The sequence below is a fragment of the Citrobacter sp. VF227 genome (genome assembly GCF_052950715.1).
This window is the reverse complement of the sequence record NZ_JBRFVF010000006.1, coordinates 140,371-164,571: the sequence shown is the minus strand read 5'-3', so window position 1 is coordinate 164,571 and position 24,201 is coordinate 140,371. Positions and strand designations below refer to the sequence as shown.

Sequence of the window (24,201 nt, the reverse complement as noted above, 5' to 3'; positions counted from 1 at the left end):
GGCGCAACGCCCCAAAAAGTAAACGATGACCCATCGGGAACTCCAGGGTAAAATGATCATCAAATAGAGAATTGTAGCTGACCTGGGACCCTGAGCCCCGGGTCGGTATTTTTTTGCTTCTGACTCTGGCATGGCGTATGCCAGAGTGTGCTTAGCAGCCGGGGTGAGAGCAACCGCCCCCTACAGGAATGTTCAAGAGGTATAACAAATGCAAGCTATCCCGATGACCTTACGTGGTGCTGAAAAACTGCGCGAAGAGCTGGATTTTCTGAAATCTGTGCGCCGTCCTGAAATCATTGCCGCTATTGCAGATGCGCGTGAGCATGGCGACCTGAAAGAAAATGCGGAGTACCACGCGGCGCGTGAACAACAGGGGTTCTGCGAAGGGCGCATCAAAGATATCGAAGCTAAACTGTCCAACGCGCAGGTTATCGACGTCACTAAAATGCCGAACAATGGCCGCGTCGTTTTCGGTGCGACGGTTACCGTGCTGAATCTTGATAACGACGAAGAGCAGACCTGGCGTATTGTCGGCGATGATGAAGCCGATTTTAAACAGAACCTGATTTCGGTGAACTCGCCTATCGCTCGTGGCCTGATTGGCAAAGAGCAGGATGACGTGGTGGTTATCAAAACGCCGGGCGGTGAAGTTGAATATGAAGTGACGAAGGTCGAATACCTGTAAGAATTTCCCAATACTCAAGATGTTGATGTATTGTAAAGAAAGGAAAAAGGCCGCATAGCGGCCTTTTATCAACGAAGAGAGCGTGGCATTTTGCTCTCCTGCTAGCGGAAAATCCCGCGTTTTACACAAACTTCGTGTGCAACTTTGGGATATTCTTAGCGTGGCAGCGAGATTTTACGTTCTTTAGTCGGGCGATACAGTACCAGCGTTTTGCCGATGACCTGTACGTTACAGGCGCCGGTTTCGCGTACGATAGCTTCCACGATCAAGGTTTTGGTATCGCGATCTTCCGAGGCGATTTTCACCTTGATAAGTTCATGGTGCTCTAACGCTTGTTCAATCTCGGCCAGTACCCCTTCGGTCAAACCATTGTTGCCAAGCATAACTACAGGCTTGAGCGGATGTGCCAGACCTTTCAGGTGCTGTTTTTGTTTAGTACTCAGATTCATCGTATATTTTTGCTTACGTTGGGATTGAAAACGGGTCATTCTACCGCCATCTCCCATATATCGCCAAATAGCTGTGTAGAAATTTACACCATTGGTTACGATGAACTGCCCTTTGGGAATGTGAAATGACAGGTAAAAAGCGTTCTGCCAGCTCGAGTCGCTGGCTTCAGGAACACTTTAGCGATAAATATGTTCAACAGGCGCAGAAAAAGGGGTTACGTTCCCGTGCCTGGTTTAAACTTGATGAAATACAGCAAAGTGACAAAATTTTTAAACCGGGGATGACGATTGTTGATCTCGGTGCTGCACCCGGTGGTTGGTCGCAATATGCGGTTACGCAGATCGGCAACACTGGCCGCATTATCGCTTGCGATCTTTTACCTATGGATCCAATCGTTGGTGTGGACTTCCTTCAGGGCGACTTTCGTGATGAATTAGTCCTGAAAGCGTTACTTGAGCGCGTAGGTGACAGTAAAGTACAAGTTGTCATGTCTGATATGGCACCAAATATGTGTGGAACACCGGCGGTGGACATTCCCCGGGCCATGTATCTGGTAGAGCTGGCGCTTGGAATGGCTCGTGATGTATTAGCGCCAGGTGGTAGTTTTGTAGTGAAGGTGTTCCAGGGCGAAGGCTTCGATGAGTATCTAAGAGAGATTCGCTCCCTGTTTACGAAGGTCAAAGTTCGTAAGCCGGACTCTTCTCGCGCCCGTTCGCGTGAAGTGTATATTGTAGCGACCGGGCGTAAACCATAACCGGTAGATTTCAAACGAAAGTTTGAAAGAAACTGGATATAGAGTATCCTGACGCTGTTTTTAACACAGTTGTAATATGAGGTTAATCCCTTGAGTGACATGGCGAAAAACCTAATTCTCTGGCTGGTCATTGCCGTTGTGCTGATGTCAGTATTCCAGAGCTTTGGGCCCAGCGAGTCTAATGGCCGTAAGGTTGATTACTCTACCTTCCTGCAAGAGGTCAATCAGGACCAGGTTCGTGAAGCGAAGATCAACGGACGTGAGATTAACGTTACCAAGAAAGATAGTAACCGTTACACGACCTACATTCCGGTTAACGATCCGAAGCTGCTTGATAACCTGCTGACCAAAAACGTCAAGGTTGTTGGCGAACCGCCTGAAGAGCCGAGCCTGCTGGCTTCTATCTTCATTTCCTGGTTCCCAATGCTGCTGCTGATTGGTGTCTGGATCTTCTTCATGCGTCAAATGCAGGGCGGTGGTGGCAAAGGTGCCATGTCGTTCGGTAAGAGCAAAGCGCGCATGCTAACGGAAGATCAGATCAAAACCACTTTTGCTGACGTTGCCGGTTGTGACGAAGCAAAAGAAGAAGTTGCTGAACTGGTTGAGTATCTGCGCGAACCGAGCCGTTTCCAGAAGCTGGGCGGTAAAATCCCGAAAGGCGTCCTGATGGTCGGTCCTCCGGGTACAGGTAAAACTCTGCTGGCAAAAGCTATCGCAGGTGAGGCGAAGGTTCCTTTCTTCACAATTTCCGGTTCTGATTTCGTGGAAATGTTCGTCGGTGTCGGTGCATCTCGTGTGCGTGACATGTTCGAACAAGCCAAGAAAGCGGCACCGTGCATCATCTTTATCGATGAAATCGACGCCGTAGGTCGCCAGCGTGGCGCAGGTCTGGGCGGTGGTCACGATGAACGTGAGCAGACGCTGAACCAGATGCTGGTTGAGATGGACGGCTTCGAAGGTAACGAAGGTATTATCGTTATCGCGGCAACTAACCGTCCGGACGTACTTGACCCTGCGCTGTTGCGTCCAGGCCGTTTCGACCGTCAGGTTGTGGTTGGTCTGCCGGACGTTCGCGGTCGTGAACAGATCCTGAAAGTGCATATGCGTCGCGTACCGCTGTCTCCGGATATCGATGCGGCAATCATTGCACGTGGTACGCCAGGCTTCTCTGGTGCGGACCTCGCGAACCTGGTGAACGAAGCGGCGCTGTTTGCTGCTCGCGGCAACAAGCGCGTCGTGTCGATGGTTGAGTTCGAGAAAGCGAAAGACAAAATCATGATGGGTGCGGAACGTCGCTCCATGGTGATGACGGAAGCGCAGAAAGAATCTACCGCGTACCACGAAGCAGGCCACGCGATTATCGGTCGCCTGGTACCGGAACACGATCCGGTGCACAAAGTGACGATTATCCCGCGCGGTCGTGCACTGGGTGTGACCTTCTTCCTGCCTGAAGGCGACGCAATTAGCGCCAGCCGTCAGAAACTGGAAAGCCAGATCTCCACGCTGTACGGCGGTCGTCTGGCGGAAGAGATCATCTACGGTGTTGAGCACGTTTCTACCGGTGCGTCGAACGACATTAAGGTCGCGACCAATCTGGCGCGTAACATGGTTACTCAGTGGGGCTTCTCCGAGAAACTCGGACCGTTGCTGTATGCTGAAGAAGAAGGCGAAGTGTTCCTGGGACGTTCTGTGGCGAAAGCTAAACATATGTCCGATGAAACGGCTCGCATTATCGATCAGGAAGTTAAACTGCTGATTGAACGTAACTATGACCGTGCGCGTCGTCTGTTGAATGAAAACATGGATATTCTGCACTCGATGAAAGATGCGCTCATGAAATATGAGACCATCGATGCACCGCAGATTGACGATTTGATGGCTCGCCGCGACGTGCGTCCGCCAGCGGGTTGGGAAGAACCGGGTTCTTCTAACAACAACTCTGGCAGCACCGGTAAGCCTAGCGCACCGCGTCCGGTTGATGAACCGCGTGCGCCGGACTCTGGCACCATGTCAGAGCAACTGGGCGACAAATAAGTTATCGTTGATGATGACCGTGTTTTAATTGAAAACCCTGGGGCTTGCTCCGGGGTTTTTCTTATCTGCATATTCAAGATTTTTTCAGGGATAAAGCTATGAAACTCTTTGCTCAGGGTTCTTCACTGGATCTCAGCCATCCACATGTCATGGGGATTTTGAACGTCACGCCAGATTCTTTTTCCGATGGCGGGGCGCACAATTCTCTGGTTGAGGCGGTGAAACACGCCAACCTGATGATTAACGCCGGGGCGACTATCATTGATGTGGGTGGTGAATCCACGCGTCCAGGTGCTGCCGATGTGAGCGTCGAAGAAGAGTTGCAGCGAGTGATCCCGGTGGTGGAGGCGATTGCTCAGCGTTTTGAAGTGTGGATTTCTGTCGATACCTCAAAACCGGAAGTGATTCGCGAAAGCGCCAGAGCCGGCGCACATATCATTAATGACATTCGCTCACTCTCGGAACCCGGAGCGCTGGAAGCTGCAGCGGAATCCGGATTGCCAGTTTGCCTGATGCATATGCAGGGGCAGCCGAAAACCATGCAGGAAGCACCAAAATACGAGGATGTTTTTGCTGATGTAAATCGTTATTTTGTTGAGCAAATAGCGCGTTGTGAACGGGCTGGAATCACAAAAGATAAATTGTTGCTCGACCCCGGGTTCGGATTCGGTAAAAATCTCACCCACAACTACACATTACTGGCACGTCTGGCGGAGTTTCATCATTTTAATCTGCCGCTGCTGGTTGGAATGTCACGAAAATCAATGATTGGCCAACTGCTGAATGTGGGGCCATCCGAACGCCTGAGCGGCAGTCTGGCGTGCGCGGTCATTGCCGCAATGCAGGGGGCGCAGATTGTTCGTGTCCATGACGTCAAAGAAACCGTAGAAGCGATGCGTGTGGTGGAAGCCACATTGTCTGCAAAGGAAAAAAAACGCTATGAGTAATCGTAAATATTTTGGCACTGATGGAATTCGCGGACGCGTAGGCGACGCCCCTATTACTCCTGACTTTGTCCTTAAACTGGGGTGGGCTGCAGGTAAAGTGCTGGCACGTCATGGGTCACGTAAAATTATTATCGGTAAAGATACGCGTATCTCTGGCTATATGCTGGAGTCTGCGCTGGAAGCGGGTCTGGCTGCTGCCGGTCTTTCTGCCTCTTTCACGGGCCCAATGCCAACTCCTGCTGTTGCTTATCTGACTCGCGCTTTCCGTGCTGAGGCCGGGATTGTTATCTCTGCTTCGCACAACCCGTACTATGACAACGGGATTAAATTCTTCTCCATCGACGGGACTAAACTGCCGGATGCCGTTGAAGAAGCTATCGAAGCCGAAATGGAAAAAGCGATCACCTGTGTAGATTCGGCTGAGCTGGGTAAAGCTACCCGTATCGTTGATGCTGCTGGTCGCTATATCGAGTTTTGCAAAGGCACCTTCCCGAATGAGCTAAGCCTGAGTGAGCTTAAAATCGTGGTGGATTGCGCCAACGGTGCGACGTACCACATTGCGCCAAATGTACTGCGCGAGCTGGGTGCGAACGTGATTGCTATTGGCTGTGAGCCAAACGGCGTGAACATCAATGAAGAAGTTGGCGCCACCGACGTCCGTGCCCTGCAGGCGCGCGTGATTGCGGAAAAAGCCGATCTGGGGATAGCGCTGGACGGCGATGGCGACCGTGTCATTATGGTTGACCACGAAGGTAATAAGGTCGATGGCGATCAGATCATGTACATCATCGCTCGTGAAGCCCTGCGTCAGGGGCAGTTGCGCGGTGGCGCGGTAGGCACACTGATGAGCAACATGGGCCTCGAGCTGGCGTTGAAACAGCTGGGTATTCCGTTTGCCCGCGCGAAAGTCGGCGACCGCTACGTACTGGAAAAAATGCAGGAAAAAGGCTGGCGTATCGGTGCCGAAAACTCAGGCCATGTGATCCTGCTGGACAAAACCACCACTGGTGACGGCATCGTGGCGGGTTTGCAGGTCCTGGCGGCGATGGTGCGCAACCATATGAGTTTGCACGACCTGTGCAGCGGCATGAAAATGTTCCCACAACTGCTGGTTAACGTACGTTACACCGCAGGTGGCGGCGATCCGCTGGAGCATGAAAACGTAAAAGCGGTGATGACCGAAGTTGAAACGGCGCTGGGCAATCGTGGACGTGTCCTGCTGCGTAAATCAGGTACTGAACCGTTGATTCGCGTGATGGTTGAAGGTGAAGACGAAGCGCAGGTGACTGAATTCGCACACCGTATTGCAGATGCCGTGAAAGCAGTGTAATCACTTAAACAGCGAAAGCCGGAGTCAGAGACTCCGGCTTTTTTTTACTGTACGGCAAGCGGCTGTTTACGTCTGCGCTGCCAGAAGTAACCGGCGACCATCAGCAGTACAAGGACTGCCAGCCACGGCAGTATTGCCAGCAAATGCCCTGACCGGGCAAAAGTCAACGCAATCATCAGTAACCAACCGCCCAGCATCGGAATTGCGGTGCGCTTAACAATATCGACTGGCGAAACGCCAGCGATTCCCGCGATAGCAATGATGACGCCGGCAATGGGGGATAACGTACGACCAATGCCCGCCGAGATCTGGATAGGCAACATCATGACTGCGATGTCGCTACCGATATGACGGCTGATGTCCGGTACCATTGGGGCGAATGAGAAAAATGCCGCATTCCCGGAGCCCATCAGGGCGGAAATCGCAAAGGTGATCAGCGTCATTAGCAGGATAATCGAGGCGGCGCTGAGGCCAAATTCACCAGAAAGCGACAGTAGTGCGTCGACGGCGCCAATGGCTTTCAGTCCGGCAGAAAAAACTTCACCGGCGATAATCAGCGTCACCACGGTGGCAAATACGCTGCCCATGCTGTCGAAAACTTTTTGTACGCCGGCCATCACGTCGCGTGCCTTACGGTGGCGGCAGTACTCAAAGATCAGGGTAATGGCAAGACTTATCAGTACGGCGGTATCGAGCGTAATTTTGAGCGAGCTGAATACTAAATCGCTGCACACCAGCATCAACACCAGTGGGAGCATGGGCAGAAACAGCCAGGCGATCGGTGCATCGGCTTCATCGGAAGACGTTAGTGTTTGCATTTGCTGAGCCACATTGTCACCAATTTCACGACGGTCGAAAAAGCGTTGTACAACAATATGCAGCAGGGCGATGAACAGAATAACGGGGACAACGATTGGCAACTGATCCTGCACGAAATAATTCACCACCTCAATGCCGGCGGTTTTAGCGGCGAGAACTGAGTTGCCGGAACCCGGACCAAATTCAACCGCACAGGTGCTGGCGATAACGGCGGCAACGGCGGCGCGACTACAGCCAAGACGGGTCAGTAACGGGTAAAGCGTCGCCATCAACAGCAGGCCAAGTCCGGTGGCGCTGCTGATAAACAGCGACAGGAATTGGCCCAGTAGTAACGCCAGGCCCAACAGCAGGTACGGTGAGTTCAGACGCTGCAAAGGACGAGACGTTACCCGAACCAGCACCTGGCTTGCGCCAATGGCTGACATATAGGTGGCGAACCCACCGATCAGCATAATTTGCAGCCCGAGGCCGCCGAGACGCACGCTCAGGGTATCGCGGATAAACTCAAAGGCGTCAAAGGGACCAAATCCGGTGCTCTTTTTCACCAGGCTGCTGAGCGTGGTCATCCCGCTAAAATGCGCGATGAGCAGCAGCACAATCCCGGTCAGGAGCAGCACCGACTGGGGGTGATATTTTTTGAGGATCAGACGTCCGGCAAAAATGATGGCGAGTAGCGCCAATAATAATGACATTCTCGCCCCCTTACTCGAAGTTGCCGGTAACCTGGCACTCGCCATTCCGTAGCAACGGCTTACCCGCAGCAAACAGATGGGCCAGCGAGAGGTCATCGTTGAGTACACAAATATCGGCACGTTCCCCGGCGCAGAGTACACCACCGGAAATACCCAGCGAGCGCGCCACGTTTGCCGTCAACATCGCAATCGCCTGTGGCACCGGAATCCCCACATCAATCAGGCGAGGAAGCAGATTAAGGTTACCTGCGACCGGTGCTGCGCTTAAACCTTCCACGATCCCCTGAGCGTTAAACCGCGGAACGCTACCATTACCATCAGAGCTGATCGTGATGCGATCGGCCGGGACCTGGGCTTCCAGAGCATGGAGGATCGCCTGTTCCTGAGGCATGAAGCGACTACCACCGGATGTCACGTCAATATGGCCGCCGCGATGGGCGAAAGCAATTGCCTGTTCAAACAAGGGCTCTGTTCTCGCAACATGGGTTGGTGAACGGAATATTGTTGTTATGATGCCCACCATAAAGCCATTACTATAACTATGACTATTACCGATTTGTTATTGGAGGATGCGGTTATGGCATGGTGGAGAGTTCAACGTGGATTGTAAGTGGCTGGAAGATTTTCTGGCATTGAGTCAGCATGGAAACTACTCTCAGGCCGCAGCGCAGCGGCATATTACTCAACCAGCGCTCAGTCGCCGTATAAAGGCGCTGGAAGAGGTGTTGGGGGTGCCATTGTTTGACCGGACCACGACTCCCGTTACGCTGACGCATTATGGTGAGCGCTTTGAACCGTATGCCCGGCACGTCCTCAGCACGTTAACAGAGGCGCGCCACGAGCTGGCGGCGATGATGCCAGCAACGGACAATACGCTGGTAATGGTTAGCCTGCATACGCTGTCGGTGAATATCTTGCCGGATATGATCAACTATCTGCGACAAAGTGAACCGCAGTTAAATTTCACGGTAAATGCCAGCATTCAGGGGATAGACAACCACTTTAACGCCCTGATAGACCGGCAAATCGATCTGCTGGTGACATATGATTTGCCGTCTGCGCAGCCGGGGCTGGAGATCGCCGGAGGATTAAAGCGTTCGCTATGGCGATATGAGCGATTTATACCGGTTATTTCTGCGCAACTTGCTAATGTGCTTAACGATCTGCATGCACAGATCCCGTGGCTTTGCTACAGCGATTACACCTTTGTCAGACGCATTATTGAGCCAGCTGAACAGCGTGTTCGCCCACGTCTGAAAAAAGTGTTTGAGAGTGGTTTAAGCGAAACAATACGAGAAATGGTTCTACGCCATATGGGGATGGCATGGTTACCCGAGTCGATGGTGGCGGAGGAGCTGGTGAATCAGCAAATTATTCATTGCTGGCCGGAAAACGCAGATCTGATTTGTGAAATCCCCGTTGTGGTATGGGCGAATCTTGACGATCAACGTGCCGTCATGCAGAGATGCTGGGAGAAGTTGCTGCGTTTTTGATTGATGTGGCGATTTTTTCCGCAGTTGATACAATGCTAACAAATTGCCCTTGCGAAGGTTATTCGCTTTGGTTAGTATTCACACCCGCTTCAGTGGGAAACAGTAAATATTCCCGCTTTAATGGTCGAAGCATTGTACGCGGCAACTCCGCAAGGAACAGGTTGATTATGCACGAAGCTCTTTTAGTAGTTTTCCTTATTGTGGCAATTGGCCTGGTAGGCTTGATCATGCTGCAGCAAGGCAAAGGCGCTGATATGGGAGCCTCTTTTGGCGCAGGCGCTTCTGGTACTCTGTTTGGTTCAAGTGGTTCTGGTAACTTCATGACCCGTATGACAGCTGTATTAGGAACCTTGTTCTTCATTATCAGTCTGGTGCTGGGTAACATGAACAGCAACAAGACCAATAAAGGAAGTGAGTGGGAAAATCTGAGCGCACCGGTGAAAACCGAACAAACTCAGCCAGCTGCTCCGGCTCAGCCGACCAGCGACATCCCACGCTAAGTATTCTGTACCGAGGTGGTGGAATTGGTAGACACGCTACCTTGAGGTGGTAGTGCCCTAACGGGCTTGTGGGTTCGAGTCCCATCCTCGGTACCAAATTCCGAAAAAAAGACGCTGAAAAGCGTCTTTTTTTTCGTCTGTCATTTGTAGCTGTGCTGTAGGTCTGATAAGGCGTTTACGCCGCCATCCGACATTATTACAAGCCATATCTCTCATATTCCGCGCATAAAAAAGGCCGCTTTCGCGGCCTTAAGATGATGAATGTTTATTTCGCTTTGTTTTCCAGATTCTCAACCTGCGGCAGGCCGGTTGCGGAAGAGGCGGTGAGCAGGCCAGACTGCGCGTAGCCAAACAGCTTCTCGCGGGTATCGGTGATATCCAGATTACGCATGGTCAACTGACCGATACGATCGTCCGGAGAGAATACCGAATCGCCTTTTTCCATGGTCAGACGTTCTGGTTTGTAAGTCAGATTGTCTGACACGGTGTTGAGGATTGAGTAGTCATTACCGCGACGCAGTTCCAGCGTAACTTCACCCGTAATCTGGCTGGCAACCCAACGCTGTAGACCATCACGTAGCATCAGCGCCTGAGAGTCGAACCAGCGGCCCTGATACAACAGACGACCCAACTGGCGACCGTGCGCGTGATACTGCTCGATGGTGTCTTCGTTGTGAATACCGGTCAGCAGACGCTCGTAGGCGATATGCAGCAACGCCATCCCCGGGGCTTCGTAAATGCCGCGGCTCTTCGCTTCAATAATACGGTTTTCAATCTGATCGCTCATACCCAGACCGTGACGGCCACCGATACGGTTGGCTTCCAGCATCATCTCAACGTCGTCGCTGAAGGTTTTACCGTTCAGTGCAACCGGATGACCCTGCTCAAAACGTACGGTAACTTCTTCTGCTGGGATCTTCACGCTCTCATCCCAGAATTTCACGCCCATAATCGGATTGACGATTTTGACGCTGGAGTTCAGGAACTCGAGATCTTTAGCTTCGTGGGTCGCGCCGAGCATATTGGAGTCTGTGGAGTACGCTTTCTCAACGGACATTTTGTAGTCGAAACCACAGGCAATCATAAATTCAGACATCTCATGGCGACCACCGAGTTCGTCGATGAAGTCGGTATCCAGCCATGGTTTGTAAATCTGCAGTTCGGCGTTGGTCAGCAGACCGTAACGATAGAAACGTTCAATATCGTTCCCTTTATAGGTGCTGCCGTCACCCCAGATATTTACGCCATCTTCTTTCATGGCAGCAACCAGCATGGTGCCAGTGACTGCACGGCCCAGCGGAGTGGTATTGAAATAGGTTAGTCCGCCGGTGGTATTGTGGAATGCACCGCACTGAATGGCTGCGATCCCTTCGGCAACCAGCTGCTTACGGCAATCTACCAGGCGAGCATTCTCAGCACCATATTCCATTGCACGGCGAGGGATGGCGTCATAGTCATCCTCATCTGGCTGGCCCAAATTCGCAGTATATGCATATGGGACAGCCCCTTTTTGTCGCATCCACAGCAGTGCTGCACTGGTGTCCAGGCCGCCGGAAAAAGCGATACCAATACGTTGACCTACCGGGAGATGCTTGAGAATCGTCGTCATAAAATAAAACCCTGCTTGATAGACTGGTGAAGAGGTCGGCTTATTATACTGATTGCATTTTTATGCAAAATAAATGAGTTTTCATTTAATCATCTTTTCTGGGTAACAGGAAGAGTTTAGTGATAATTTCGTTAAATAACGGCGTGGATAGCATATTTATCTTGCTGAACATCCGCGGGCCAGCATTCATTGATTTGCATAGTCGTAACAAGGTTGACATACCGCATAGTGAATCAATATACTGTGCGCAGATTTTACGTCCCGTCCTCGGTACCAAATCCCAGCAGTATTTGCATTTTTTACCCAAAACGCGTAAAATTTGCCACGTTTCAGGCGCGGGGTGGAGCAGCCTGGTAGCTCGTCGGGCTCATAACCCGAAGGTCGTCGGTTCAAATCCGGCCCCCGCAACCACTTTCCCTTAGAGTTCTTTTTCAAATATACTGTGAAGACTTAGGCCTTCGTAGCTGGATTTGAAAAAAATTCTTTCGGAAGGTTCTCCGAACCGCAGGTGCGGTTATAGGGTTCAGTTATCTAAAGCCCCGATTTATCGGGGTTTTTTGTTATCTGACTACAGAATAACTGGGCTTTAGGCCCTTTTTTTATGTCTTGGGGGTGGGCTTGTCCACATTAGAGCAAAAATTAACAGAGATGATTACAGCGCCAGTTGAAGCTCTGGGCTACGAACTAGTCGGCATCGAATTTATTCGCGGTCGCACATCCACACTGCGCATCTATATTGATAGTGAAGATGGCATCAATGTTGATGATTGTGCTGATGTGAGCCATCAGGTAAGCGCCGTGATGGATGTCGAAGACCCGATCACCGTTGCCTATAACCTGGAAGTCTCCTCTCCGGGTCTCGACCGTCCTTTGTTCACCGCTGAACACTACGTGCGTTTCCTGGGTGAAGAAGTCACGCTGGTTCTTCGTATGGCTGTACAAAACCGCCGTAAATGGCAGGGCGTTATCAAAGCGGTGGACGGTGAGATGATCACGGTCACAGTCGACGGTAAAGATGAAGTGTTCGCGCTGAGTAATATCCAGAAGGCGAACCTGGTTCCCCACTTTTAACAGTCTGGATTGAGGTGAAAAGCCCGCGATGAACAAAGAAATTTTGGCTGTTGTTGAAGCCGTATCCAACGAAAAAGCGCTGCCACGCGAGAAAATTTTTGAAGCGCTGGAAAGTGCGCTGGCTACAGCAACAAAGAAAAAATATGAGCAAGAGATCGACGTTCGCGTAGAAATCGATCGTAAAAGCGGTGATTTCGATACCTTCCGTCGTTGGGTAATCGTAGAAGAAGTTACTCAGCCGACTAAAGAAATTACGCTGGAAGCAGCACGTTTCGAAGACGAAAGTCTGAACGTGGGCGAATATGTTGAAGATCAGATTGAGTCTGTCACCTTTGACCGTATCACCACCCAGACCGCGAAACAGGTTATCGTACAGAAAGTACGTGAAGCTGAACGTGCAATGGTTGTTGATCAATTCCGCGAGCACGAAGGCGAAATCGTTACTGGCGTGGTGAAGAAAGTAAACCGCGACAACATTTCTCTGGATCTGGGCAGCAATGCTGAAGCCGTGATCCTGCGTGAAGACATGCTGCCGCGTGAAAACTTCCGTCCAGGTGACCGTATTCGTGGCGTTCTGTACTCTGTACGCCCGGAAGCGCGCGGTGCGCAACTGTTCGTAACCCGTTCCAAACCGGAAATGCTGGTTGAACTGTTCCGCATCGAAGTGCCGGAAATTGGCGAAGAAGTGATCGAAATTAAAGCGGCAGCCCGCGATCCTGGATCGCGTGCGAAAATCGCCGTTAAGACCAACGACAAGCGTATTGATCCGGTCGGTGCGTGTGTGGGTATGCGCGGTGCGCGCGTTCAGGCGGTTTCTACCGAACTGGGTGGCGAGCGTATTGATATCGTCCTGTGGGATGATAACCCGGCGCAGTTCGTGATTAACGCAATGGCACCAGCAGACGTCGCTTCTATCGTGGTGGATGAAGACAAACACACCATGGATATCGCGGTTGAAGCCGGTAACCTGGCGCAGGCGATTGGACGTAATGGTCAGAACGTCCGCCTGGCTTCACAACTGAGCGGTTGGGAACTCAACGTGATGACCGTTGATGACCTGCAGGCGAAGCATCAGGCTGAAGCACATGCAGCCATTGACACCTTCACCAAATATCTCGATATCGATGAAGATTTCGCGACAGTTCTGGTGGAAGAAGGTTTTGCGACGCTGGAAGAACTGGCCTACGTGCCAATGAAAGAGCTGCTGGAAATTGACGGCCTGGATGAACAGACCGTTGAAGCGCTGCGCGAGCGTGCTAAAAACGCACTGACCACTCTGGCACTGGCCCAGGAAGAAAGCCTCGGTGATAACAAACCGGCTGACGATCTGCTGAATCTGGAAGGATTGGATCGTGAGATGGCCTTCAAACTGGCTGCCCGTGGTGTTTGTACGCTGGAAGATCTCGCTGAACAGGGCATTGATGATCTGGCTGATATCGAAGGGTTGACCGACGAAAAAGCCGGTGAGCTGATTATGGCTGCCCGTAATATTTGCTGGTTCGGCGACGAAGCGTAATAAACTGTAGCAGGAAGGAACAGTATGACAGATGTAACCGTAAAAACGCTGGCTGCAGAGATACAGACCTCCGTGGATCGCCTGGTACAGCAATTTGCTGATGCAGGTATCCCGAAGTCTGCTGACGACTCTGTATCCGCACAAGAGAAACAAACCTTACTGGCGCACCTGAACCGTGAAAACGGCTCAGCGCCGGATAAGTTGACATTGCAGCGTAAAACGCGCAGTACTCTCAATATTCCAGGTACCGGTGGGAAAAGCAAATCGGTACAAATCGAAGTCCGCAAGACACGCACCTTTGTGAAACGCGATCCGCAAGAGGCTGAACGCCTGGCCGCGGAAGAGCAGGCGCAGCGTGAAGCGGAAGAGCAAGCCCGTCGTGAGGCAGAAGAAGCTGCCAAACGCGAGGCGCAACAAAAAGCCGAACGTGAGGCCGCAGAACAAGCTAAGCGTGAAGCCGCTGATAAAGCGAAACGTGAAGCTGCGGAAAAAGACAAAGTGAGCAATCAACAGACCGACGATATGACTAAAACCGCCCAGGCCGAAAAAGCCCGCCGTGAAAATGAAGCCGCTGAACTGAAGCGTAAAGCGGAAGAAGAAGCACGTCGCAAGCTTGAAGAAGAAGCGCGCCGCGTAGCGGAAGAAGCTCGCCGTATGGCGGAAGAAAACGAGAAAAATGGTGTGAATAACGCTGAACCTGTTGAAGATACCAGCGATTATCACGTCACCACTTCCCAGCATGCTCGCCAGGCTGAAGACGAGAACGATCGTGAAGTTGAAGGCGGTCGTGGTCGTACTCGCAGCGCGAAAGCCGCGCGTCCGGCGAAAAAAGGCAACAAACACGCTGAATCTAAAGCTGACCGTGAAGAAGCGCGTGCAGCGGTTCGCGGTGGTAAAGGCGGTAAGCAGCGTAAAGGTTCCGCTCTGCAGCAGGGCTTCCAGAAGCCGGCTCAGGCCGTTAACCGTGACGTTGTGATCGGCGAAACCATCACCGTTGGCGATCTGGCGAACAAGATGGCAGTTAAAGGTTCTCAGGTCATCAAAGCGATGATGAAACTGGGTGCAATGGCGACCATCAACCAGGTCATCGACCAGGAAACCGCACAGCTGGTTGCCGAAGAGATGGGCCATAAAGTTATCCTGCGTCGTGAAAACGAGCTGGAAGAAGCAGTAATGAGCGACCGTGACACCGGCGCAGCGGCTGAACCGCGCGCACCGGTAGTCACCATCATGGGTCACGTTGACCACGGTAAAACGTCTCTGCTGGACTACATTCGTTCTACGAAAGTGGCCTCTGGCGAAGCAGGCGGCATCACTCAGCACATCGGTGCGTACCACGTTGAAACTGACAACGGTATGATCACCTTCCTGGATACTCCGGGTCACGCCGCGTTTACCTCCATGCGTGCTCGTGGTGCTCAGGCAACGGATATCGTTGTTCTGGTTGTTGCAGCAGACGACGGCGTGATGCCGCAGACTATCGAAGCAATCCAGCACGCGAAAGCGGCAGGTGTGCCGGTAGTGGTTGCAGTCAACAAGATCGATAAACCAGAAGCGGATCCTGATCGCGTTAAAAACGAACTGTCCCAGTACGGCATCATGCCGGAAGAGTGGGGCGGCGAGAGCCAGTTCGTCCACGTTTCTGCGAAAGCGGGTACCGGTATCGATGAGCTGCTGGATGCTATTCTGCTGCAGGCTGAAGTTCTGGAACTGAAGGCTGTCCGTAAGGGTATGGCGAGCGGTGCGGTTATCGAATCCTTCCTGGATAAAGGTCGTGGTCCGGTTGCTACCGTACTGGTGCGTGAAGGTACGCTGCACAAAGGCGACATCGTACTCTGTGGTTTTGAATACGGTCGCGTTCGTGCGATGCGTAACGAATTGGGTCAGGAAGTCCTGGAAGCAGGTCCGTCCATTCCGGTGGAAATCCTCGGTCTGTCCGGTGTTCCGGCGGCCGGTGACGAAGTCACCGTGGTTCGTGACGAGAAGAAAGCCCGTGAAGTTGCACTGTATCGTCAGGGCAAATTCCGTGAAGTTAAACTGGCTCGTCAGCAGAAATCTAAACTTGAAAACATGTTCGCTAACATGACTGATGGTGAAGTTCACGAAGTGAACATCGTCCTGAAAGCCGACGTGCAGGGTTCTGTCGAAGCGATTTCCGACTCTTTACTGAAACTGTCTACCGACGAAGTAAAAGTGAAGATCATCGGTTCCGGCGTGGGTGGTATCACCGAAACCGACGCGACCCTGGCTGCGGCATCCAACGCGATTCTGGTTGGCTTCAACGTCCGTGCTGATGCCTCTGCACGCAAAGTTATCGAATCTGAAAGCCTGGATCTGCGTTACTACTCCGTCATCTATCATCTGATCGACGAAGTGAAAGCGGCGATGAGCGGCATGCTGTCTCCGGAGCTGAAACAGCAGATCATCGGTCTGGCTGAAGTTCGTGATGTGTTCAAATCACCGAAATTCGGCGCTATCGCAGGCTGTATGGTTACCGAAGGTACGATTAAACGTCACAACCCAATCCGCGTACTGCGCGATAACGTGGTTATCTATGAAGGCGAGCTGGAATCCCTGCGCCGCTTCAAAGATGACGTCAACGAAGTCCGTAACGGCATGGAATGTGGTATCGGCGTTAAGAACTACAACGATGTTCGCGTTGGCGATATGATCGAAGTGTTCGAGATCATCGAGATCAAACGTACCATCGCATAATCTTCGTCGTCTTTTGGGCCGCAACTTGCAGCCCAAAATCCTGAGAAGATGAATAAGCGTAGGCCGGGTAAGCGAAGCGCCACCCGGCAAGAAATTTAAAAAGGGGCTTATTGCCCCTTTTTTGTCTTTATTCTGGAGAATTTATTATGGCGAAAGAATTTGGTCGCCCACAGCGTGTCGCGCAGGAGATGCAGAAAGAAATCGCACTCATCCTGCAACGCGAAATCAAAGACCCACGCGTGGGCATGATGACTACCGTGTCTGGTGTTGAGATGTCCCGTGATCTGGCCTATGCCAAAGTGTTCGTGACCTTCCTTAACGACCAGGACGAAGCGGCCGTGAAAAACGGCATTAAGGCACTGCAGGAAGCCTCTGGTTTTATCCGCTCTCTGCTAGGTAAAGCCATGCGTCTGCGAATCGTGCCTGAGTTGACCTTCTTCTACGACAACTCGCTGGTAGAAGGGATGCGCATGTCCAACCTGGTGACCAGCGTGGTGAAACATGACGATGAGCGTCGTGTGAACCCAGCGGACGACAGCAAGGAGGACTGATGAGTCGTCCTCGTCGTCGTGGTCGCGACATTCACGGTGTTCTGCTGCTGGACAAACCGCAAGGCATGTCCAGCAATGACGTACTGCAAAAAGTAAAGCGCATCTATAATGCCAACCGCGCGGGACATACCGGCGCGCTGGATCCGCTGGCGACAGGCATGCTGCCTATCTGCCTCGGTGAAGCGACGAAATTTTCACAGTACTTGCTGGATTCTGATAAACGCTATCGTGTGGTTGCCCGTCTGGGTCAGCGTACTGATACCTCTGATGCCGATGGGAAAATCGTGCAGGAACGTCCGGTAACTTTCACCGCTGAGCAGCTTGCAAGTGCGCTGGAGACTTTCCGCGGCGATATCGAGCAGATTCCCTCAATGTATTCGGCGCTGAAGTATCAGGGTAAGAAGCTGTACGAATATGCGCGTCAGGGTATTGAAGTTCCGCGTGAAGCGCGACCGATTACCGTCTATGAGCTGTTGTTTATTCGCCACGAAGGTAACGAGCTGGAACTGGAAGTTCACTGCTCTAAAGGCACCTATATTCGCACCATCGTTGACGATCTCGGTGAAAAACTGGGCTGCGGTGCACACGTAACGTATCTGCGTCGTCTGACGGTCAGCAAGTATCCGGTGGATCGTATGGTCACGCTGGAGCATTTGCGTGAACTGGCTGAACAGGCCGAACAGCAAAATATTCCGGCGGCGCAGTTGCTTGATCCTTTGCTGATGCCAATGGACAGTCCGGCATCGGACTATCCGGTGGTTAATTTGCCTTTAACATCGTCGGTTTACTTTAAAAATGGTAATCCGGTACGTACGACAGGTGCCCCGCTGGAAGGCCTGGTGCGTGTGACGGAAGGCGATGACGGTAAATTTATTGGCATGGGGGAGATCGACGATGAAGGTCGCGTCGCCCCCCGTCGCCTGGTGGTTGAATATCCGGCATAACGCTCTCTGTCTTGCGATAAAAGGGCGCTGCGAGTAGAATACTGCCGCTTAACGTCGCGTAAATTGTTTAACAATGTGCGTGGCGTATACACAAAATCATTCGAGCTGCATCAAGGCGGCAAGTCTGAGAATCCTTAGGAGCTTACTTAGGTAAGTGACTGAGGTGAGCGGACGCAGCCAACGCAGAGTCAGTTTGAAGGATAAAGTGTATACACTGGGATAGCTGAATTAGAGATCGGCATCCTTTCATTCTTAACACTTTGGAGTTTTAAAATGTCTCTAAGTACTGAAGCTACCGCTAAAATCGTTTCTGAGTTTGGTCGTGATGCAAACGACACCGGTTCTACCGATGTTCAGGTTGCTCTGTTGACTGCACAGATTAACCACCTGCAGGGCCACTTTGCAGAGCACAAAAAAGATCACCACAGCCGTCGTGGTCTGCTGCGCATGGTTTCTCAGCGTCGTAAACTGCTCGACTACCTGAAACGTAAAGATGTTGCACGTTACACCGCGCTGATCGAGCGTCTGGGTCTGCGTCGCTAATTCTTTCGAGTTTCAGAAAGAGGGGGCCTTCATGGCCCCTTTTTTCCAGCAGATGGCAGCAATTCGCTGGAAACTAATGTATTGTTGCTATGAATGATCTTCCGTTGCAGAGGTTCGCGCGGCTAATGAGAGGCTTTACTCATGCTTATGGGTTAGGGTTGTCATTAGTCGCGAGGATGCGCAGAAGATCGGGTATTAACGATGGCGCAAAAATGTGCCGTCAAAAAATAGAGAAAGGATATTATTTTGCTTAATCCGATCGTTCGTAAATTCCAGTACGGTCAGCATACCGTTACGCTGGAAACCGGCATGATGGCGCGTCAGGCGACTGCCGCTGTTATGGTTAGCATGGATGACACTGCGGTATTCGTTACCGTTGTTGGCCAGAAAAAAGCGAAACCAGGCCAGGATTTCTTCCCGCTGACCGTTAACTATCAGGAGCGTACCTACGCTGCTGGCCGTATCCCGGGTAGCTTCTTCCGCCGTGAGGGCCGTCCGAGTGAAGGCGAAACCCTGATCGCGCGTCTGATTGACCGCCCGGTTCGTCCACTGTTCCCGGAAGGCTTCGTTAACGAAGTTCAGGTTATCGCGACTGTTGTTTCTGTTAACCCGCAGGTTAACCCGGACATCGTGGCGATGATTGGTGCATCTGCTGCACTGACTCTGTCTGGCATCCCATTCAACGGCCCGATCGGTGCTGCACGTGTTGGTTACATCAATGACCAGTACGTACTGAACCCGACCCAGGACGAACTGAAAGAAAGCAAGCTGGACCTGGTGGTTGCTGGTACAGAAGCTGCCGTACTGATGGTTGAATCTGAAGCTGAACTGCTGAGCGAAGACCAGATGCTGGGCGCTGTGGTATTCGGTCACGAACAGCAGCAGGTTGTTATTCAGGCGATCAACGAGCTGGCGAAAGAAGCTGGCAAACCGCGTTGGGACTGGCAGCCAGAAGCCGTAAACGAAGCGCTGAACGCGCGCGTTGCCGCACTGGCAGAAGCTCGCCTGAGCGATGCTTACCGCATCACCGACAAACAAGAGCGTTACGCTCAGGTTGACGTGATCAAATCTGAAACCATCGCGACTCTGGTGGCTGAAGACGAAACCCTGGACGCTAACGAACTGGGTGAAATCCTGCACGCTATCGAGAAAAACGTTGTTCGTAGCCGCGTACTGGCAGGCGAGCCGCGTATCGACGGCCGTGAAAAAGACATGATCCGTGGTCTGGACGTGCGTACTGGCGTTCTGCCGCGTACCCACGGTTCCGCACTGTTCACCCGTGGTGAAACTCAGGCGCTGGTTACTGCGACCCTGGGCACCACCCGTGATGCGCAGAACCTCGACGAACTGATGGGCGAGCGTACTGACAACTTCCTGTTCCACTACAACTTCCCTCCGTACTGCGTAGGTGAAACCGGCATGGTCGGTTCTCCGAAGCGTCGTGAGATTGGTCACGGTCGTCTGGCGAAGCGTGGCGTGCTGGCAGTAATGCCGGAATTGGATAAATTCCCGTACACCGTGCGTGTGGTTTCTGAAATCACCGAATCTAACGGTTCTTCTTCCATGGCTTCCGTATGTGGCGCTTCCCTGGCGCTGATGGACGCAGGCGTGCCAATCAAAGCGGCCGTTGCGGGTATCGCGATGGGTCTGGTGAAAGAAGGCGACAACTATGTTGTGCTGTCTGACATCCTGGGCGACGAAGACCACCTGGGCGATATGGACTTCAAAGTGGCGGGTTCCCGCGACGGTATCTCTGCACTGCAGATGGATATCAAAATTGAAGGTATCACCAAAGAGATCATGCAGGTTGCTCTGAACCAGGCTAAAGGTGCGCGTCTGCACATCCTGGGTGTGATGGAACAAGCGATCAACGCACCGCGTGGCGATATCTCTGAATTTGCTCCGCGTATCCACACCATCAAGATCAGCCCGGACAAGATCAAAGACGTTATCGGTAAAGGCGGTTCTGTTATCCGTGCCCTGACCGAAGAAACCGGCACCACCATTGAAATCGAAGATGATGGTACCGTGAAGATTGCTGCGACCGACGGCGAAAAAGCGAAATATGCTATCCGTCGTATCGAAGAGATCACCGCAGAGATCGAAGTAGGCCGTATCTACAATGGTAAAGTGACCCGTATCGTTGACTTTGGCGCGTTCGTTGCCATCGGTGGCGGTAAAGAAGGTCTGGTCCACATCTCTCAGATCGCTGATAAGCGCGTTGAGAAAGTGACCGATTACCTGCAGATGGGCCAGGAAGTACCGGTCAAAGTTCTGGAAGTTGATCGCCAGGGCCGTGTACGTCTGAGCATTAAAGAAGCAACTGAGCAGTCTCAACCTGCAGGCGAACCGGAAGCTCCGGTAAGCCAACAGGGCGAGTAAGGTTGCCATTGCCCTCCGTGAAAGCGGAGGGCCTTTAACCCGGCAGGACGCCTTGTTAGCAACCGGGGAACCTGGACGTTCATTCAATCGTTGTCTTCGGGAGTGGGAAATGAAGCCTTTTTTGCGCTGGTGTTTCGTTGCGACAGCACTCACGCTGGCTGGATGCAGTAATTCCGCCTGGCGTAAGAGTGAAGTCCTCGCAGTACCATTGCAACCGACTTTGCAGCAGGAAGTGATTCTGGCACGTATGGAACAAATTCTTGCCAGTCGGGCTTTAACCGATGACGAACGCGCACAGCTTTTATATGAGCGCGGAGTGTTGTATGATAGTCTCGGTCTGAGGGCACTAGCGCGGAATGATTTTTCACAAGCGCTGGCAATCCGACCAGATATGCCTGAAGTATTCAATTACTTAGGTATATATTTAACGCAGGCAGGCAATTTTGATGCTGCCTATGAAGCGTTTGATTCTGTACTTGAGCTTGATCCAACTTACAACTACGCGCACTTAAATCGCGGTATCGCATTGTATTACGGCGGTCGCGACAAGTTAGCGCAAGATGATCTGCTAGCGTTTTATCAAGACGATCCCAATGATCCTTTCCGTAGTCTGTGGCTTTATCTCGCCGAGCAGAAGCTCGATGAGAAGCAGGCTAAAGAAGCGTTAAAGCAACGCTTTGAAAAATCGGATAAAGAGCAATGGGGATGGAACATTGTCGAGTTCTACCTGGGCAACATTAGCGAAGCAACGCTGATGGAACGCCTGAAGGCGGACGCAACGGATAACACCTCGCTCGCTGAGCATCTCAGTGAAACCAACTTCTATTTAGGTAAGTACTACCTAAGTCTGGGGGATTTGGACAACGCTACGGCATTGTTCAAACTGGCGGTGGCTAACAACGTGCATAACTTTGTTGAGCACCGATACGCATTGTTGGAATTATCGCTCCTGGGCCAGGACCAAGATGACCTGGCAGAATCGGACCAGCAATAGCTGACGTACACATCAGCCCGTAATCTTTTTTGATTGCCATCACCTTCACGGGTGAGGGCGTTGTTGTTCGTTAATACACCTACTTTGAGCCGGTTCACACTTTTCAATGAAAATTGCAGATCAATTTCATGATGAGTTATGTAGACTGGCCGCCATTAATTTTGAGGCACACGTACTACATGGCTGAATTCGAAACCACTTTTGCAGATCTGGGCCTGAAGGCTCCTATCCTTGAAGCCCTTAACGATCTGGGTTACGAAAAACCATCTCCAATCCAGGCAGAGTGCATTCCGCATCTGCTGGGCGGTCGCGATGTTCTGGGTATGGCCCAGACGGGTAGCGGCAAAACTGCAGCGTTCTCTTTACCGCTGCTCAACAATCTTGATCCTGAGCTGAAGGCACCTCAGATTCTGGTGCTGGCACCGACCCGCGAACTGGCGGTTCAGGTTGCAGAAGCCATGACGGATTTCTCTAAACACATGCGCGGCGTGAACGTGGTTGCCCTGTACGGCGGCCAGCGTTATGACGTGCAATTACGTGCCCTGCGTCAGGGACCACAGATCGTCGTCGGTACGCCGGGCCGTCTGCTGGATCACCTGAAGCGCGGGACTCTGGACCTCTCTAAACTGAGCGGTCTGGTACTGGACGAAGCAGACGAAATGCTGCGTATGGGCTTCATCGAAGACGTTGAAACCATCATGGCGCAGATCCCGGAAGGTCATCAGACCGCTCTGTTCTCCGCGACTATGCCGGAAGCGATTCGTCGTATTACCCGCCGCTTTATGAAAGAGCCGCAGGAAGTACGCATTCAGTCCAGCGTTACCACACGTCCTGACATCAGCCAGAGCTACTGGACTGTCTGGGGCATGCGTAAAAATGAAGCGCTGGTGCGTTTCCTGGAAGCAGAAGATTTTGATGCGGCGATTATCTTCGTTCGTACCAAAAATGCGACCCTGGAAGTGGCAGAAGCGCTGGAGCGTAGCGGTTATAGCAGCGCTGCACTGAACGGCGACATGAACCAGTCCCTGCGTGAGCAGACTCTGGAACGTCTGAAAGATGGCCGTCTGGACATTCTGATTGCAACCGACGTTGCGGCCCGTGGCCTGGACGTTGAGCGTATCAGCCTGGTTGTTAACTACGACATCCCGATGGATTCCGAGTCTTACGTTCACCGTATCGGCCGTACTGGTCGTGCGGGTCGTGCTGGCCGTGCGCTGCTGTTCGTTGAGAACCGTGAGCGTCGTCTGCTGCGTAACATCGAACGCACCATGAAGCTGACGATTCCGGAAGTAGAACTGCCGAATGCAGAACTGCTGGGTAAACGCCGTCTGGAAAAATTCGCCGCTAAAGTACAGCAGCAGCTGGAAAGCAGCGATCTGGATCAGTACCGTGCTCTGCTGGCGAAAATGCAGCCGGAAGAAGAGCTGGATATCGAAACGCTGGCAGCCGCACTGCTGAAAATGGCTCAGGGCGAACGTCCGCTGATCCTGCCGCCAGATGCACCGATGCGTCCGAAACGCGAATTCCGCGACCGTGACGATCGTGGTCCGCGTGACCGCAACGATCGTGGCCCGCGTAATGACCGTGGTGGTGAAGATCGTCCGCGTCGTGAACGTCGTGACGTTGGCGATATGCAGCTGTACCGCATTGAAGTGGGCCGTGATGACGGTGTTGAAGTTCGTCATATCGTTGGCGCGATTGCTAACGAAGGCGATATCAGCAGCCGTTACATCGGTAACATCAAGCTGTTTGCTTCCCACTCCACCATCGAGCTGCCGAAAGGTATGCCGGGCGACGTGCTGCAGCACTTTACCCGTACTCGCATCCTGAACAAACCGATGAACATGCAGCTGGTTGGCGATGCAGTTCCGCACACCGGTGGTGAGCGTCGTGGCGGTGGCCGCTTCAGCGGCGAGCGTCGTGAAGGTGGTCGTGGCGAAGGTCGTAATTTCAGCGGTGAGCGTCGTGAAGGCGGTCGTGGCGATGGTCGTCGTTTCAGCGGCGAACGCCGTGAAGGCAACCGTGGTCCGCGTCGTGACGATTCTTCTGCTCCGCGTCGTGATGACTCCGCTGGTCGTCGTCGTTTCGGCGGTGACGCATAAGTTTCACTGCGTAAAGTAATATATACAGCCCCGATCTCAACAATCGGGGCTTTTTTTATTTCATTTGTAC

21 protein-coding genes and 2 tRNA genes are annotated in these 24,201 nt (G+C 52.3%); 19 read left to right on the top strand and 4 right to left on the bottom strand.

Annotated elements, in window-relative coordinates; translation table 11 throughout:
• The first annotated feature begins 208 nt into the window (after positions 1 to 208).
• The gene (greA, locus tag ACU8YC_RS18525) at positions 209 to 685 is read left to right on the top strand and encodes a transcription elongation factor GreA (protein WP_016154674.1); all 477 of its coding nucleotides are present in this window, start codon (positions 209 to 211) and stop codon (positions 683 to 685) included.
• Between the two features lie 155 nt (positions 686 to 840).
• Here greA and yhbY read toward each other — a convergent pair whose 3' ends face one another.
• Positions 841 to 1,134, bottom strand: a complete 294-nt coding sequence (yhbY, locus tag ACU8YC_RS18520; RefSeq protein WP_003025016.1) for a ribosome assembly RNA-binding protein YhbY — start codon at positions 1,132 to 1,134, stop codon at positions 841 to 843.
• A gap of 125 nt (positions 1,135 to 1,259) precedes the next feature.
• Here yhbY and rlmE point away from each other — a divergent pair, with 125 nt between their 5' ends.
• The 4 genes from rlmE (at position 1,260) to glmM (ending at position 6,200) form a co-directional block, all read left to right on the top strand.
• Complete coding sequence (rlmE, locus tag ACU8YC_RS18515) at positions 1,260 to 1,889, top strand: 23S rRNA (uridine(2552)-2'-O)-methyltransferase RlmE (RefSeq protein ID WP_003025015.1); 630 nt, start codon at positions 1,260 to 1,262, stop codon at positions 1,887 to 1,889.
• 99 nt (positions 1,890 to 1,988) lie between these two features.
• Complete coding sequence (ftsH, locus tag ACU8YC_RS18510) at positions 1,989 to 3,923, top strand: ATP-dependent zinc metalloprotease FtsH (protein ID WP_043017790.1); 1,935 nt, start codon at positions 1,989 to 1,991, stop codon at positions 3,921 to 3,923.
• A 98-nt stretch (positions 3,924 to 4,021) separates the two neighbouring features.
• Positions 4,022 to 4,870 (top strand): dihydropteroate synthase, encoded by an 849-nt coding sequence (gene folP / locus ACU8YC_RS18505; RefSeq protein ID WP_187260107.1) that lies wholly within the window; start codon positions 4,022 to 4,024, stop codon positions 4,868 to 4,870.
• A complete protein-coding gene (gene glmM / locus ACU8YC_RS18500; RefSeq protein WP_151217859.1) occupies positions 4,863 to 6,200 on the top strand; it encodes a phosphoglucosamine mutase in 1,338 nt (445 codons plus the stop codon). Before folP ends, glmM begins: the two co-directional genes overlap by 8 nt.
• A 44-nt stretch (positions 6,201 to 6,244) precedes the next feature.
• On the opposite strand, the gene dcuC is transcribed toward glmM, so the two are convergent.
• A complete protein-coding gene (dcuC, locus tag ACU8YC_RS18495) occupies positions 6,245 to 7,711 on the bottom strand; it encodes a C4-dicarboxylate transporter DcuC (protein ID WP_151217858.1) in 1,467 nt (488 codons plus the stop codon).
• Positions 7,712 to 7,721: 10 nt separating this feature from the next.
• Positions 7,722 to 8,231: an amidohydrolase family protein gene (locus tag ACU8YC_RS18490; RefSeq protein WP_446895646.1), complete on the bottom strand. Its 510-nt coding sequence runs from the start codon at positions 8,229 to 8,231 to the stop codon at positions 7,722 to 7,724.
• 79 nt (positions 8,232 to 8,310) lie between these two features.
• Between ACU8YC_RS18490 and ACU8YC_RS18485 the strand changes: the two genes are divergently transcribed.
• The 3 genes from ACU8YC_RS18485 (at position 8,311) to ACU8YC_RS18475 (ending at position 9,800) form a co-directional block, all read left to right on the top strand.
• Positions 8,311 to 9,204, top strand: coding sequence for a LysR family transcriptional regulator (locus tag ACU8YC_RS18485; protein WP_446895639.1), 894 nt, complete (start codon positions 8,311 to 8,313; stop codon positions 9,202 to 9,204).
• A 167-nt stretch (positions 9,205 to 9,371) separates the two neighbouring features.
• A complete protein-coding gene (gene secG, locus ACU8YC_RS18480; RefSeq protein WP_151217855.1) occupies positions 9,372 to 9,704 on the top strand; it encodes a preprotein translocase subunit SecG in 333 nt (110 codons plus the stop codon).
• A 9-nt stretch (positions 9,705 to 9,713) separates the two neighbouring features.
• Positions 9,714 to 9,800 (top strand) — tRNA-Leu (locus tag ACU8YC_RS18475).
• Between the two features lie 169 nt (positions 9,801 to 9,969).
• On the opposite strand, the gene argG is transcribed toward ACU8YC_RS18475, so the two are convergent.
• A complete protein-coding gene (gene argG / locus ACU8YC_RS18470) occupies positions 9,970 to 11,313 on the bottom strand; it encodes an argininosuccinate synthase (RefSeq protein WP_005131837.1) in 1,344 nt (447 codons plus the stop codon).
• A gap of 334 nt (positions 11,314 to 11,647) precedes the next feature.
• Between argG and ACU8YC_RS18465 the strand changes: the two genes are divergently transcribed.
• From ACU8YC_RS18465 to deaD, 11 genes are all read left to right on the top strand, one after another.
• Positions 11,648 to 11,724, top strand: a tRNA-Met gene (locus ACU8YC_RS18465).
• A gap of 207 nt (positions 11,725 to 11,931) precedes the next feature.
• Positions 11,932 to 12,384, top strand: coding sequence for a ribosome maturation factor RimP (rimP, locus tag ACU8YC_RS18460; RefSeq protein ID WP_061068860.1), 453 nt, complete (start codon positions 11,932 to 11,934; stop codon positions 12,382 to 12,384).
• 28 nt (positions 12,385 to 12,412) lie between these two features.
• Positions 12,413 to 13,900 carry a transcription termination factor NusA gene (gene nusA / locus ACU8YC_RS18455; protein ID WP_043017784.1) on the top strand — a complete coding sequence of 496 codons (1,488 nt, stop codon included), beginning with the start codon at positions 12,413 to 12,415 and terminating at the stop codon, positions 13,898 to 13,900.
• Positions 13,901 to 13,924: 24 nt separating this feature from the next.
• The gene (gene infB, locus ACU8YC_RS18450; protein ID WP_151217854.1) at positions 13,925 to 16,615 is read left to right on the top strand and encodes a translation initiation factor IF-2; all 2,691 of its coding nucleotides are present in this window, start codon (positions 13,925 to 13,927) and stop codon (positions 16,613 to 16,615) included.
• Between the two features lie 146 nt (positions 16,616 to 16,761).
• Entirely contained in the window at positions 16,762 to 17,166 is a 405-nt protein-coding gene (gene rbfA, locus ACU8YC_RS18445) for a 30S ribosome-binding factor RbfA (protein WP_003024988.1), read from the top strand.
• The gene (truB, locus tag ACU8YC_RS18440) at positions 17,166 to 18,110 is read left to right on the top strand and encodes a tRNA pseudouridine(55) synthase TruB (protein ID WP_446895638.1); all 945 of its coding nucleotides are present in this window, start codon (positions 17,166 to 17,168) and stop codon (positions 18,108 to 18,110) included. The genes rbfA and truB overlap by 1 nt, the downstream gene beginning before the upstream one ends.
• Before the next feature lie 273 nt (positions 18,111 to 18,383).
• Positions 18,384 to 18,653, top strand: a complete 270-nt coding sequence (gene rpsO, locus ACU8YC_RS18435) for a 30S ribosomal protein S15 (RefSeq protein WP_000059465.1) — start codon at positions 18,384 to 18,386, stop codon at positions 18,651 to 18,653.
• Positions 18,654 to 18,899: 246 nt separating this feature from the next.
• Entirely contained in the window at positions 18,900 to 21,035 is a 2,136-nt protein-coding gene (gene pnp, locus ACU8YC_RS18430) for a polyribonucleotide nucleotidyltransferase (protein ID WP_005131812.1), read from the top strand.
• Between the two features lie 109 nt (positions 21,036 to 21,144).
• Positions 21,145 to 22,029, top strand: coding sequence for a lipoprotein NlpI (gene nlpI / locus ACU8YC_RS18425; protein ID WP_003024982.1), 885 nt, complete (start codon positions 21,145 to 21,147; stop codon positions 22,027 to 22,029).
• 106 nt (positions 22,030 to 22,135) lie between these two features.
• Positions 22,136 to 22,216 (top strand): protein YrbN, encoded by an 81-nt coding sequence (gene yrbN / locus ACU8YC_RS18420; protein WP_010723222.1) that lies wholly within the window; start codon positions 22,136 to 22,138, stop codon positions 22,214 to 22,216.
• On the top strand, positions 22,209 to 24,131 hold the full coding sequence (deaD, locus tag ACU8YC_RS18415) for an ATP-dependent RNA helicase DeaD (protein WP_061068683.1): 1,923 nt from the start codon (positions 22,209 to 22,211) through the stop codon (positions 24,129 to 24,131). Before yrbN ends, deaD begins: the two co-directional genes overlap by 8 nt.
• Positions 24,132 to 24,201: the final 70 nt, after the last annotated feature.

Bases quoted from the DNA above. Each gene is read 5' to 3' on its own strand.
- nlpI (WP_003024982.1), top strand. From the start codon at position 21,145: ATGAAGCCTTTTTTGCGCTGGTGTTTCGTTGCGACAGCACTCACGCTG.
- yrbN (WP_010723222.1), top strand. From the start codon at position 22,136: ATGAAAATTGCAGATCAATTTCATGATGAGTTATGTAGACTGGCCGCC.
- secG (WP_151217855.1), top strand. From the start codon at position 9,372: ATGCACGAAGCTCTTTTAGTAGTTTTCCTTATTGTGGCAATTGGCCTG.
- folP (WP_187260107.1), top strand. From the start codon at position 4,022: ATGAAACTCTTTGCTCAGGGTTCTTCACTGGATCTCAGCCATCCACAT.
- rlmE (WP_003025015.1), top strand. From the start codon at position 1,260: ATGACAGGTAAAAAGCGTTCTGCCAGCTCGAGTCGCTGGCTTCAGGAA.
- truB (WP_446895638.1), top strand. From the start codon at position 17,166: ATGAGTCGTCCTCGTCGTCGTGGTCGCGACATTCACGGTGTTCTGCTG.
- deaD (WP_061068683.1), top strand. From the start codon at position 22,209: ATGGCTGAATTCGAAACCACTTTTGCAGATCTGGGCCTGAAGGCTCCT.
- infB (WP_151217854.1), top strand. From the start codon at position 13,925: ATGACAGATGTAACCGTAAAAACGCTGGCTGCAGAGATACAGACCTCC.
- rbfA (WP_003024988.1), top strand. From the start codon at position 16,762: ATGGCGAAAGAATTTGGTCGCCCACAGCGTGTCGCGCAGGAGATGCAG.
- ftsH (WP_043017790.1), top strand. From the start codon at position 1,989: ATGGCGAAAAACCTAATTCTCTGGCTGGTCATTGCCGTTGTGCTGATG.
- nusA (WP_043017784.1), top strand. From the start codon at position 12,413: ATGAACAAAGAAATTTTGGCTGTTGTTGAAGCCGTATCCAACGAAAAA.
- glmM (WP_151217859.1), top strand. From the start codon at position 4,863: ATGAGTAATCGTAAATATTTTGGCACTGATGGAATTCGCGGACGCGTA.
- greA (WP_016154674.1), top strand. From the start codon at position 209: ATGCAAGCTATCCCGATGACCTTACGTGGTGCTGAAAAACTGCGCGAA.
- dcuC (WP_151217858.1), bottom strand. From the start codon at position 7,711: ATGTCATTATTATTGGCGCTACTCGCCATCATTTTTGCCGGACGTCTG.
- argG (WP_005131837.1), bottom strand. From the start codon at position 11,313: ATGACGACGATTCTCAAGCATCTCCCGGTAGGTCAACGTATTGGTATC.
- rpsO (WP_000059465.1), top strand. From the start codon at position 18,384: ATGTCTCTAAGTACTGAAGCTACCGCTAAAATCGTTTCTGAGTTTGGT.
- yhbY (WP_003025016.1), bottom strand. From the start codon at position 1,134: ATGAATCTGAGTACTAAACAAAAACAGCACCTGAAAGGTCTGGCACAT.